The sequence below is a fragment of the Bradyrhizobium australiense genome, assembly GCF_013114825.1.
Taxonomy (GTDB): domain Bacteria; phylum Pseudomonadota; class Alphaproteobacteria; order Rhizobiales; family Xanthobacteraceae; genus Bradyrhizobium; species Bradyrhizobium australiense.
In genome coordinates, this window is record NZ_JAAVLX010000009.1 from 206913 (window position 1) to 218977 (window position 12065).

Sequence of the window (12065 nt, forward strand, 5' to 3'; positions counted from 1 at the left end):
CATGACATCGCATTTGGGGAAACAGTGCCCCCGTTCAAACCACCTCGAGCACCAGCTCCATCGTCATCAGCACCGGATTGTCGCCGCGTATCAGCCGCCCCTCGGCGATGCCGCCGAGATAATCGACGAGCGCGACGTCGAGCTCGGCCTGCAGCGTGCCATCAGCGCCGGGCGCGATCGCGCCCGCCGTGATCGCAAGCTCGGTCGCAAACGGCACGACGGTTCGGCCATCGGTGAAATGCGCGCCGATGGTGGAGCCGACGCCGCCGTGAATGCGCGCGCGCAGGATACCGTGCTGCCGGCAGAAGGTCTCCAGCGCGGCGGCAAAATCCTGATTCGGCCGCAGCCGCAGCGCGAAGGCGCGGCTGGTGGTCTCGGCGTCCGTGCTCGCGCGCGCGATGGGACCGAACAATTTGAAATTGGTCTCGGGATCGTGCTCGGCCGTGAAGATCGCGCCGTCGAGGCCGAATGCTTCCACCGCAAACGATTCGGCGATGATGCTCTCCTCGGGCAGAATGTGGCCGCCGTGCAGATGTCCGTCGGTCTCTGTCCACAGCCCGTGGCAATGGAAGAACGGCGCCCTGTCGCGCTCGCCGAGCGTCATCGCGCCGAGCTTCAGCCGCGTCAGGCCGGACGGCCGAAACGTGTCGCTGTAGAACGCAGCATTCGCGCCGGTCTTCGACAGCGCCGGCATCACATAGGCAAACGGCCCGAGCGCCCCTCCCCGCATGCTCAACACGCCGCCTGAAAATCCGGCTTCGGCAAAGCCGCGGCGCACGGCCTCCAGCAGCGGCAGGCCGGCCTGCAGCGTGAACGAAAACGCCCGGCCCCGCGCCTCGACCCATTGGATGCGTTCGGGCGCGGGCGGCCCGGGCTGCGCGATGCTGCGCATCGGTTCAACTGCCAGTCTTCGAGACGTTGTCATTGGACGCGATTTCAGCACGCGAACCGGGCGCCACTTCGCCCGAAAACGCTTTGGTCTCAAGCAGCCCTCGCGCCTCGAGTTCATCGCGGACCAGCCGCTTTGGAATTTTGCCATAGCCGGATTTCGGCAGCGCCTCCCAGAAGAAGAAGCGCTTCGGCATTTTATAGCGCGGCACCTTGGGCGCCAGGAATGCGGCAAGCTCCGCTTCGCTCACGGCAGCGGCGCCCTCGCGCGCGACGCAGACGGCCACCCCGACCTCCCCCCAGAACGGGTCGGGCACACCGAGGACAGCGACTTCGCCGATTGCGGGATGGGTGAGAATCTTCTCCTCGACCTCGCGCGGATAGATGTTGGAGCCGCCGGAGATGTACATGTCCGAGGCGCGACCGGTGATGTAGACGAATCCCTCCTCGTCCATATGGCCGAGATCGCCGGTGCGAAACCAGCCGTCGCGAAACGCCTTCGCATTGGCCTCGGGGTTGTCGTAATAGCCAGCGAACACGGCGGGGCCGATCACGCAGATCTCGCCGGTCTCGAACGGCATCAATTCGCGGCCGTCATCGCCCTGAATCGCGACCTGCATGCCGGTGCGCTCGAAGCCGCAGGTGCCAATGCGGGCATGCGGACTGTCCTCGGGATCGTGCAGACTGGCCGGCATCACCGTGATGTTGCCGGTGACTTCGCCGAGCCCGAAATACTGTACCAGCACCGGGCCTAGCTTGTTCAGCGCAGCTTTCTGGTCCTCGCGATACATCGGCGCGCCAGCATAGATCACGAACCGCAGGGAGGAATGGTCATATGTGTCGACCGCCGGATGCTCGACCATCATCTTCAAAATGGTCGGCACGGTGAACATGTTGCTGACGCGATGCACCTCGATCAGCCGAAATGCTTCCGCGATGTCGAATTTTTCCGACGGCAGCAAAATGGTCGACACAGCGCGCGCGGCCTGCACGAGCTGGTGCACGCCGGCGCCATGCGACAATGGCGCGACCACCAGCGAGGCATCGGTCTCCGTCGTGCCCGGCATCAAATCGGCGAGATGGTTGGTCACGACGAACGCCATCTGTCCGTGGGTGAGCACGGCCGCCTTGGACCGACCCGTCGTTCCGGACGTGAAGAAGAACCAGCAGGGATCGTCATAGTCGACCGCCGCATTCTCGACCCTGGCGCCCACGTGCGCCGCGATCACTTCGCTCACCGCGCGTTCGCCAAGGGTGCCCTCGCCGATCCGCCAGATGAATTCGAGCGCGGGATTGGCCGCCGCCGTAGCGTGATCAGGGAAATCGCCATGGCACAAAAAGGCCTTCGCGCCGGAGGCGGTGGCGAGATAGGCGACCTCGTCCGGCATCAGGCGGAAATTGGTCGGCACCCAGACCGCGCCAAGCCGAAACGCCGCGAACATCGACCAGAACATCTCGTCGCAATTTTTGGAATGGACGAGGATGCGGTCGCCCTTGACGATACCGCGCGCGGCGAGACCTGCGGCCAGAGCCGACACGGCACCATCGATCTCGCGCCAGGTCCAGGATTTATCGCCCCAGATGAAGCCAACGCGGTCGCCATGGCGGCGGGCATTCTGGGTCAGCATATGCGCGAGATTCATCACCCGGCGCGACATCCGCGCCAGACCGCCGCGCGGGGTAGGAATGGTCACCGTTTCAGTCACAGGGAATCAACCATTAGGGTTTGGAAAACCGACATAGAACATCTCATTGCAAGGATACCAGAAAGCCCGGCGTCAGCTCAAATTCGCCGTCGGGCGCTACCGGCCATGATAGTCTCCGGCCGGCGGATCCCGTCACCAATTCACAGGATCCCGACATGAAGTCGTTCAAGGTGGTTACCGAGAAACGGAAGAGCGACAAGGCGGCCATCGCGTTCACGATCGAAGCTCATCAGCGGAATGCCCGCGCTAACCCGGCCGACAGGATCATCCGCTACGATTTTGTCCGCGAGGCCAGCCAATGGAAGATCGACGACATCAAGGGCGCCGTCGACGGCAGCCCGTGGTCGGTCCGCACCCTGCTTGTCGTCTCATTCAAGTGTTCGGATTTAATCGATGGCCCGCCAGCCATGTGTGAGCCGGCGGGCTCTCCAGAATCTACTGCGGATGGTTGGCCAGTTCCTGATCACTCAAGCGCCAGTCCTGCCAGAGCTGAAGCGCGCCCAGCACGACGACGATTCCACCGAGGGCGACGTGCCAAGCCCGCAACATCTCATCACCGGCATAGCCGAGAATGAACGGCGAGGCGGCCAGCCAGAGGCCGAGCGCGATCTCCCCCACCTCCTCCCAGCGCTGCAGTGCAACATATTCGAGCTGAGCCAGACCGAAGACCAGCATGCCGACCACGAATGTATTGAGGATCATGGTGCTGCGTTCGGCGTCCATCACGTCGTGGCTGGAGAAGGGAAACCACGGCGATACCACGATCAGCACACCAAGCAGCATGCCGAACCAGTCTTCCCAAGTGCGATGCTTGCTGAAGAAATGAATGCCCGACATTGTAAACCTCCCCTTGAAAAGAGGCATACGTCGGCGGCCGCAATCACAGCATTTTCGATATCGAGCCCAGACCCGGCCGCCACGGCGGCGTATGTCATTCCAAACACGTAGGAACCCGACCCACGGTTGCCAAGGCCTCGCCCGCAAAGATCCTGTAAGCGCGCGCGTCCCTTGTTGCACTGCACCGAGCCGCTGCAGGTTCTCGCTCGAGGTACGCAGGCCTAGATTGATTCCAGGGCCTTGCGGAAATCGGCAATCCTTGTCGCCGAGCCGCATCTTGGCCTGGCCACGATCGTTCCAGGAAGTCGTCGGCCGGGTCATATTGCGCGCCTTGTCATAATCGGCCAGACCGCCCCTGGTATTGCCCTGGAAAAGTTTGATCATGCCGCGATTGCGCCACCTGCGCGCGTCCGTCGGCGCCAGTTTGAAGACCTCGCCATAATTTGTCGCGGCACGGTCGAGTTGCTCGCTGTCGCGATAGGCATTGCCGCGGTTGATATAGGCCAGCACCTCGTCACGTTGATGCAGGTTTGCCAGTTCTGGTCGTCTTCGGCAGACGCGGCGGTCGGTTGCGCTGATATCGCCGCGGTGCCCAGCAATGCAGCGGTCAGGCAGGTCACAACACGCATGTCAGCCAATCCCAGCGAGCCAGTTGTCCCTTCGCCGCCGGGTTGCATCGGCGGGTTCATTCCCTAAATGAAACGGTGAATCATCCGGGAATCGCCGCATGGCCGCCGTCCGCGACAACAAGGCTCAAAACCGTTTCGAACTCGACGTCGAGGGCGCCGTGGCGTTTGCGAATTATCGGATCACGCCCGCGGCGGTCATCATCACCCATACCGAAACACCGCGCGCCCTGCGCGGCCGCGGCATCGCTTCCGAGCTGATCAGGGGCGCGCTCGAACTAATCCGCGCCGACGGACGCAAGGTCATCGCCGGCTGCGGCTTTGTCGTGGATTATCTGCGCAGAAATCCGGAATTTGCCGATCTGACCGGATAGCCGCCTTGTAGCCCGGATGGAGCGCAGCGCAATCCGGGATCAGTTTCCCCTCGGCAAGAGACCCCGGATTTCGCTGCGCTCCATCCGGGCTACGAGATAAGACCCCTCACGTAATCCGGATCGACATATCCGGCAGGCCGTCGAGCTTGCACAAGATAACGTCGCCCTTCACGACCGGTCCGACATTTTCCGGCGTGCCCGAATAGATGATGTCACCGGCCTTGAGTTCAAAAGCCTCCGAAAGCTTGGAAATCTGCTCGGCCACGCTCCAGATCATGTTCTGCAGATTTGAGTTCTGCTTGACCGTACCGTTCACGGCCAGCGAGATCGCGCCCTGAGTGAAATGGCCGGTCTTCGTGGCCGGATGAATCGGCCCGAGCACGGCGGAGCGATCGAAGCTCTTGCCAATTTCCCATGGCTTCTTCTCGTCGCCCATCGCCCGCTGCAGATCGCGCCGCGTCATATCGAGGCCAAGTGCGTAGCCGTAGACATGGTCGAGCGCCTGCCCCACGGGGATATTGGTGCCACCGGACTTCAGCGCCGCCACCAACTCAACCTCATAATGATAGTTCTTGGTAAGCGAGGGATAAGGATGATCGCCGACCGTTCCGATGGCGACATTCTGGATGGCGTCGGTCGGCTTCTGAAAGAAGAACGGCGGCTCGCGACTAGGATCCGAGCCCATTTCGCGGGCATGCGCGGCATAGTTGCGTCCGATGCAATAGATCCGCCGCACCGGAAAGACATCGGTCTCGACCACGATGGGTATGGTCGTCGTGCCAACCGGAAAAAGCGATTTCGGGCCAGCCTGCCCTGCGGCCGTGCCACCTTGGGCCGCTGTACCCGCCAGCGCGAGCGCACCCGTGGCCAGAATGGTCCTGCGATCAACATCGGTCATTGGCATCCTCCTTGTTTTACGAGTCTTCTTGTCCGCCCGTATCTACAGCGTTTGCTCCGCGAAGTAGATACCGTTTGCACGTTGCTGCATTGCAATCGCACCAAAAGAAAGAAGGCCCGCGTCGCCGCGGACCTTCGCATGTCAGGCCGAGCGAAGCGTCAGTGCTTGATATCCGGCGGCAGCTTGCCACCATTGGCGGCCAATTTGGCCATGACCTGCTTGTGCAGCCAGATGTTCATGCTGGCGGAATCGTTGCTGTCGCCGGTATAGCCGAGCTCTTTTGCAAGATCCTTGCGCGCAGCGAAGCTGGAATCGATGTCGAGCGCCTTCATCAGATCGACGATCGAGGTGCGCCACTCCAGCTTCTCACCCTTGGCTTTCACCGCCTGATCAAGGATCGGCGCAACGTCGACGGTCGCCACAGGTGCAGCGGCGCCACCGGATGATCCGCCTCCCGCAGCCGCACCGCCGCCAGCCGGCGCGGCGTCTGCCTTGGTGCCGAAGATCGCGCTCATGATTTTTCCGAAAATGCTCATCGTTCGCTCCCAATGAGTTGAGGATGGGGTGAGTCTCTGGCGGCACTATTTGACCGGCAGCACCACGCCGGGATCGCCTGCAACTTTAGCTTGCCAGGCGAAGCTTGCCAATGAAACATTCACCTAAGCGTGAGTGCGCTTGTTGCTGTTCGGGAGTACGCTGTCGGCACAGTTCGCGACATGACCAGCTCCATCCTCTGTCTTCGCGTCTGGCTTGATCGTGATCGTTTTATGACACGGCGCGTTTGAGTCTTTCGATTGGCGCGCGATGCGACCGCGAGGGAGACAGCGACCATGGCTACATATCACGGCAATGTCACATCGATGGCGCAGAGCGCACGGGATACCGCCGCCGCGCCAGTCATCCGAACGATAGGCTTCGCCGAACTCGGCCGTGCGTTGCGGCGCGGCTGGGAAGATTTCAAGGCCGTGCCAACCCACGCCATCATCCTGTGTGTGATCTATCCCGTTCTCGGACTGGTGCTGGCACGCGCCGTTCTCGGCTATTCTGTCATACCGCTGTTATTTCCGCTGGCCGCTGGCTTCGCCCTGATCGGCCCGTTTGCGGCGCTCGGCCTCTACGAGATGAGCCGCTGCCGCGAACGCCGTCAACCGGCAACCGCCTGGGATGCGCTCGAGGTAGTACGCTCGCCGTCGTTCGGCGCGATGCTCGGACTCGGCGTGCTGCTGCTGGCACTTTTCGTGACCTGGGTGGCGACCGCGCAGGCAATCTACATCGCCGCGTTCGGCTATGCGGGAGCGACCGGTTTTTCCGATTTCGCGACGCGCGTGCTGACCACACCGCAAGGCTGGTGGCTGATCGTGGTTGGCTGCGGCGTCGGCTTCCTGTTCGCCTTCGTCGCGCTCTGCGTCAGCGTGGTCTCGTTCCCGCTGATGCTGGACCGTCATGCCGGTGCCGGCGATGCAATGGTGACCTCGCTGCGCGCGGTCGCGCGTAACCCCGTGCCGATGGCGGCTTGGGGATTGATCGTCGCGGTGCTGCTGGTCGCGGGAACGCTGCCGTTCTTCCTCGGACTTGCCGTCGTCATTCCGCTGCTCGGGCACGCTACCTGGCATCTCTATCGAGAGACGATCGAGCCAGAACTTAACCCGCAGCCGCTTCCGCCCCGCGCGCACCGCGAGCGGAAACCTGCCGCCGATTTCCCGGTCAATCTGTTCCCCTGGCGGCACAAGGATGGCGCATAGACCTGCACGGAACCTGATCGATCAAGCCGCCGGTCGAGCCCGACCGGCGGCTTGGCTGTTCACCCCTCACTAACGATGAATTGAGCATGTTCAACGGAATGGCATTGCGGGCACTTAGATAAGCCTTGTTTTGGCCGATCTTGCTTCGAACATTCGGCGTGGCGTCGACACTAACGCCGAAGACGCATCGATCGTGGAGCGAACGGCACGATGATCTCTCGCCTTTGTCTGCGCGCCCTGCCCTTGGGCGCGCTGTTACTGACCTCGGCGGCCGCGCTCGCCGCGCCCTGCGGCACGGGCCCGTTCGAAACATGGCTGGAGGACTTCAAGAAGGAAGCGGCCTCCAACGGAATATCGGCATCTGCCATCCAGGCCGGCTTGACCGGCGTCACGCTCGACAAGAGCGTGCTGGCCCGCGACCACTCGCAAAAGGTCTTCAGCCAGAGTTTTGAGGAATTCTCCGGCCGCATGGTTCCGCCCCGGCTGACGCGTGGCTCCAACATGCTCAAACAATACGGCTCAGTGCTCGGGCGCATCGAACAGGCATACGGCGTGCCTGGCGAAGTGCTGGTGGCGATCTGGGGCTTGGAAACCGATTTCGGCGTCAACATCGGAAAGTTTCCGACGCTGCGCTCGCTGGCGACGCTGGCCTATGATTGCCGCCGCGCCGATATGTTCAAGGCCGAGTTGATGGACGCGCTACGCATCGTCGAGCGCGGCGATATCGCGCCACAGGATCTGCGCGGCGCCTGGGCCGGCGAAATTGGCCAGACCCAGTTCATGCCGTCGTCCTACGTCAAGTTCGCAGTCGACTTCGACGGCAACGGCCGCCGCGATCTCTTGCGCAGCCCTCCCGACGTGCTGGCCTCGACCGCCAACTTCCTCGCCAGCCACGGCTGGCAACGCGGCAAGGACTGGGAGCCCGGCAGCGCCAATTTCGCTGCTATCAAGGAGTGGAACAAGAGCGAGGTCTACGCCCGGACGATCGCCTATTTCGCGACACAGCTCTCACGGGCGCCTTGACAACTCAAGGGCCGGCCGCAGCGACCGGCCCTTTGAGTGCCGATCTATCTCACCGTGCCTGCGTGCATTGCTTTACTGAGATGCGCCGCGCAGACACCCGCCCTGCCGCTCAGCAGCGCATCCTGGGCAGCGGCGATTTCCTTTTGGGCGGCGATCTTGCCCTCACCATCCGCCATGTTCTCGATCATCGTTTCAGTCTTGCTCAGATTGTCGCCGCTGCAGGACGCTTTGACTCGCGCGGCGTCGGCGGGAGAGACGGCGTGTGCCAAGGCTGCAATTGCAGCGACTGCGAGTAATTTGTTGAGCATGGTAACTCCCTTTTTGTTTTTGGACATGCGGCGCCATTGCCGCCTGCGAGAGCGATTGTTCGTCGAAGCGCGAGAACTTCGGAATGAACTTCGCGCGAGATTGTGAGCGCGGCGCGCAAGGGGCTTATGCGGAATCGTGTTTTTCATTACAGTTCGGTAATGAAGCGCGGCTTCGGCAATCATCTTCCGCCGAATTCACGGCAACGACGGTTGGCGCGCGCGCTCGCTTCGACGCGGACTGTGCGACAAAAATGAGTGCGGGCTTCCTCGGCGCGTGAAGAACCTCAACGTCAAGAGACCGGCACGTACGTCCACTTGCGCGAGCCATGTTGCCGCAACGGCCCGCTGAACAGATCGGCTCTATCCGCGGGTCGCGAGGAACTTGCGGGGCTTTCCTTCTGATAATGAATTTATCTTCATTTCATTCCGTACGCTGCATGCGATTCGTGCATAAGAAGATTCCAAAAACTTCGGAAACGGTTGCACATTTCGTCGGCCCTTCGAGGGCCTGCGAACTTGTTATCGGCCTTTTTGGTCGCCGATTAGGGATTTTTGCCGATTACAAGGAACCCACACATCTAGGGCATTACTTTCATGTTTTGTGCACGGATCGCGCGCTCCGGCCGGCAATCCGCCAGCTATGCCGAAAGGTTAAGCGGCCCTTACCTTAGTTATGCGTTCTAGGATTAGCTGCACCGCAACATCGGAACTTCTGCACTGCAAAATCTAAGCTATATTCATTTCAACGATGAAGCCGTCCTCCAAGGGCTGAATCGTAATGCAAGGAGACTACGATGCTACTCTCGCTCATCCGCATGATCCAGGCGTTCCGGGATTACCAGCGCAATGTCAGCGAACTGTCCCAGCTCAGCGATCGCGAACTGGCCGATATCGGCCTTGATCGCTCGGACATCCCGCGCGTTGCCGCCGGAAGCTATAACGGCTGATCTCTGTTCAGCCGCCTGATGAACCGATAACGCCCGCCCCGCTGCGGGCGTTGTCGTTTCTGGTGCTGCGCGCCGCTTGAAAACGCGCTAACCCTGAGCGCATGATTTCCTCTAGTCCCCAAACTGACACCGTCCATGTGATCGGCGGCGGCCTTGCCGGCTCGGAAGCGGCCTGGCAGGTCGCCAATGCGGGCGTTCGCGTCGTCCTGCACGAGATGCGCCCGTTGCGGATGACCGAAGCGCACCGAACCGAGGGCCTGGCCGAACTCGTCTGCTCCAACTCATTCCGCTCTGACGACGCCGCCAACAACGCCGTGGGGCTGCTGCATGCCGAGATGCGGCGGCTGGGCTCGCTGATCATGCGCTCCGCCGACGCCAACCAGGTGCCCGCGGGCGGTGCATTGGCGGTCGACCGTGACGGGTTTTCCGCCGCCGTAACCCGGGCCCTGGACGACCATCCTCTGATCGAGATCAACCGGAGCGAGATCGCCGGTCTGCCGCCCGTCGAATGGGGCAACGTGATCGTCGCGACCGGCCCCCTCACCTCGGCGCCGCTGGCCGATGTCATCCGCGAACTCACCGACGAGAACGCGCTGGCGTTCTTCGATGCGATCGCGCCGATCGTGCACAAGGAGTCCATCGACATGTCGGTGGCATGGTTTCAGTCACGCTACGACAAGGTCGGGCCCGGCGGCACCGGCGCCGATTACATCAACTGTCCGATGACGAAGGAGCAGTACGACGTCTTCGTCGCAGCGCTCCTGGCTGGCGAGAAGGTGGATTTCAAGGACTGGGAGACCAACACGCCTTATTTCGACGGCTGTCTGCCGGTCGAGGTGATGGCCGAACGCGGCCACGAGACGCTGCGGCACGGCCCGATGAAGCCGGTAGGACTCACCAATCCGCATAATCCGACGGTCAAACCCTATGCCATCGTACAGCTACGACAGGACAACAAGCTTGGCACGCTCTACAACATGGTCGGCTTCCAGACCAAACTGAACTATGGCGCTCAACAGCGTGTGTTCCGCACCATTCCAGGACTCGAGAAAGCCGAATTCGCCCGGCTCGGCGGCCTGCATCGCAACACCTTCCTGAACTCGCCAAAGCTGCTGGATGGGCAATTGCGGCTGCGCGCGCAGCCGCGGTTGCGCTTTGCCGGCCAGATGACCGGCTGCGAGGGCTACGTGGAATCCGCGAGCATCGGCCTGATCGCAGGCCTCTATGCTGCGGCCGATGCCCGGGCGCAGTCGCTCGAGCCGCCGCCAGTGACCACGGCGCTGGGCTCGCTGCTCGGTCACATCACGGGCGGCCACATCGAAACGTCAGAGGCAGGAACGCGCTCGTTCCAGCCGATGAACATCAATTTCGGCCTGTTTCCTCCGCTTGCCAGCCTGCCGACCAAGAAGTCGGACGGCACGCGGCTGCGCGGCAACGAGAAGACGGTCGCCAAGAAGCAGGCGCTCAGCGCACGCGCCTTGTCCGATCTCGATCGCTGGATCGCCGATCATCTGCGCGTAGCGGCGGCGGCGTAATCCCATGGGCTTGCCGAAAGACGATGCCGCCACTCTGTCGGCGCGATGGACCGAAGGCGTGCTGTTGAAGCGCGACGTGTTCTCGACGGTCGAACGCGGCCGGTTTCGCGACGATGCCGGCGATGTCGATGCCGTGCTGCGCCGGCTCGATCAGGTGCCGCTGTGGTCCTACTCGCTCGCCCGCCATTTGTTCGCCCGCGAGCGCCGCGCGCTGGCGCTGGCGCGCGATCTCGACGTCGGCCCGAAACTGCTCTGGGCCGGACGGCAGGCTCTGGTGCGTGGTTTTATCGATGGTGTCGCGCTGCACCTGGCGAAACCTCATGGCGACATAGCCTATTTCCGCTCCGCCAAATCAGCTCTTCGCAAGCTGCACCGCGCTGGCATTTGCCACAACGATCTCGCCAAGGAGCAGAATTGGCTGGTGGGCCGCGACGGCCGAGCCTATCTCACCGATTTCCAACTGGCGGCTTGCTTTTCGAGCAGAAGCCGGCTGTTCCGGATCGCGGCCTACGAGGATCTGCGGCATCTTCTCAAGCACAAGCGCAGCTATGCGCCGTCGGCGCTGACGCCGATGGAGCGCAAGATTCTGGCGCGCAAGTCCTTTGTCGCCAGCATCTGGCTCAAGACGGGTAAGAAGGTCTACCAGGCCATCACCCGCGGCCTGTTCAATTTCACCGATCGTGAAGGCGGCGGCCGCCGGCTGGTCAACGATGCGCCGGTGCTGAGCGCCCTGATCAGGAAAAATCCTGAAGTGCGCGATACCGCCATCGTCGCGTTCGCCGACCGCCGTACCGGTGTCGGGCTATATGCCTTCGTCGAGGCCGATAGCATCGCGCTGGAAAAGCAGTTGCGCAGCGAGCTCTCGTCGGCGAAGGGCGTCAAACCGCCGGAGCATATTCAGGTGGTGCATGCCCTGCCGCGCGACACCGCCGGCAAACCGCGCACGGAGATCCTGCAACTCGTCGCCATGAACCAGCTCGATCTGATCGAGCCGCTGATCGCGAATGACGTCGACCGCGCCTTCCTGAAGGATATTCTGGAAAGCCGGAAGAATCTCCGCGACCGCTTCAATTTCGAAAGCAGCGAGTTGAATTCGCGATCGAATTGACCCGGATGTCGTCACCCGCGAAGGCGGGCGAGCCAGTATTCCAGAGGCTTTGGAGACCAATCGAGAGGCCGCG

General features: G+C 62.2%; 13 protein-coding genes. 7 read left to right on the forward strand and 6 right to left on the reverse strand.

What is annotated here, in order from left to right:
- Positions 1 to 34 precede the first annotated feature (34 nt).
- The 3 genes from HCN58_RS26860 to HCN58_RS37205 all read right to left on the reverse strand — a co-directional run bounded on the left by HCN58_RS26860 (position 35) and on the right by HCN58_RS37205 (position 3941).
- Positions 35 to 892 carry a PCC domain-containing protein gene (locus HCN58_RS26860; RefSeq protein ID WP_171582370.1) on the reverse strand — a complete coding sequence of 286 codons (858 nt, stop codon included), beginning with the start codon at positions 890 to 892 and terminating at the stop codon, positions 35 to 37.
- A 4-nt stretch (positions 893 to 896) separates the two neighbouring features.
- Positions 897 to 2594: an acyl-CoA synthetase gene (locus HCN58_RS26865; RefSeq protein ID WP_376701223.1), complete on the reverse strand. Its 1698-nt coding sequence runs from the start codon at positions 2592 to 2594 to the stop codon at positions 897 to 899.
- Between the two features lie 435 nt (positions 2595 to 3029).
- Positions 3030 to 3941 (reverse strand): SPW repeat domain-containing protein, encoded by a 912-nt coding sequence (locus tag HCN58_RS37205; protein ID WP_311966875.1) that lies wholly within the window; start codon positions 3939 to 3941, stop codon positions 3030 to 3032.
- Between the two features lie 217 nt (positions 3942 to 4158).
- Here HCN58_RS37205 and HCN58_RS26880 point away from each other — a divergent pair, with 217 nt between their 5' ends.
- Positions 4159 to 4431 (forward strand): GNAT family N-acetyltransferase, encoded by a 273-nt coding sequence (locus HCN58_RS26880; RefSeq protein WP_171582371.1) that lies wholly within the window; start codon positions 4159 to 4161, stop codon positions 4429 to 4431.
- Between the two features lie 106 nt (positions 4432 to 4537).
- Here HCN58_RS26880 and HCN58_RS26885 read toward each other — a convergent pair whose 3' ends face one another.
- Together HCN58_RS26885 and HCN58_RS26890 are read right to left on the reverse strand one after the other, a co-directional pair.
- Entirely contained in the window at positions 4538 to 5329 is a 792-nt protein-coding gene (locus HCN58_RS26885; protein WP_171582372.1) for a fumarylacetoacetate hydrolase family protein, read from the reverse strand.
- Positions 5330 to 5487: 158 nt separating this feature from the next.
- Positions 5488 to 5865, reverse strand: a complete 378-nt coding sequence (locus HCN58_RS26890) for a DUF3597 domain-containing protein (protein WP_171582373.1) — start codon at positions 5863 to 5865, stop codon at positions 5488 to 5490.
- A gap of 294 nt (positions 5866 to 6159) precedes the next feature.
- On the opposite strand from HCN58_RS26890, the gene HCN58_RS26895 reads away from it, so the two are divergent.
- Both HCN58_RS26895 and HCN58_RS26900 read left to right on the forward strand, forming a co-directional pair.
- Entirely contained in the window at positions 6160 to 7071 is a 912-nt protein-coding gene (locus HCN58_RS26895) for a DUF2189 domain-containing protein (protein WP_171582374.1), read from the forward strand.
- Between the two features lie 210 nt (positions 7072 to 7281).
- Positions 7282 to 8094 (forward strand): lytic murein transglycosylase, encoded by an 813-nt coding sequence (locus HCN58_RS26900; protein WP_171582375.1) that lies wholly within the window; start codon positions 7282 to 7284, stop codon positions 8092 to 8094.
- Between the two features lie 44 nt (positions 8095 to 8138).
- Here the strand turns inward: HCN58_RS26900 and HCN58_RS26905 are convergent, their stop codons facing one another.
- On the reverse strand, positions 8139 to 8429 hold the full coding sequence (locus HCN58_RS26905) for a hypothetical protein (protein ID WP_235983920.1): 291 nt from the start codon (positions 8427 to 8429) through the stop codon (positions 8139 to 8141).
- Between the two features lie 56 nt (positions 8430 to 8485).
- Here HCN58_RS26905 and HCN58_RS26910 point away from each other — a divergent pair, with 56 nt between their 5' ends.
- The 4 genes from HCN58_RS26910 to HCN58_RS26925 all read left to right on the forward strand — a co-directional run bounded on the left by HCN58_RS26910 (position 8486) and on the right by HCN58_RS26925 (position 11992).
- The gene (locus HCN58_RS26910; protein WP_171582377.1) at positions 8486 to 8680 is read left to right on the forward strand and encodes a hypothetical protein; all 195 of its coding nucleotides are present in this window, start codon (positions 8486 to 8488) and stop codon (positions 8678 to 8680) included.
- A gap of 516 nt (positions 8681 to 9196) precedes the next feature.
- A complete protein-coding gene (locus tag HCN58_RS26915) occupies positions 9197 to 9349 on the forward strand; it encodes a DUF1127 domain-containing protein (protein WP_074832357.1) in 153 nt (50 codons plus the stop codon).
- Positions 9350 to 9450: 101 nt separating this feature from the next.
- Entirely contained in the window at positions 9451 to 10884 is a 1434-nt protein-coding gene (gene trmFO, locus HCN58_RS26920) for a methylenetetrahydrofolate--tRNA-(uracil(54)-C(5))-methyltransferase (FADH(2)-oxidizing) TrmFO (protein WP_171582378.1), read from the forward strand.
- Between the two features lie 4 nt (positions 10885 to 10888).
- Positions 10889 to 11992, forward strand: coding sequence for a serine/threonine protein kinase (locus HCN58_RS26925; RefSeq protein WP_171582379.1), 1104 nt, complete (start codon positions 10889 to 10891; stop codon positions 11990 to 11992).
- The last annotated feature ends 73 nt before the right edge of the window (positions 11993 to 12065 follow it).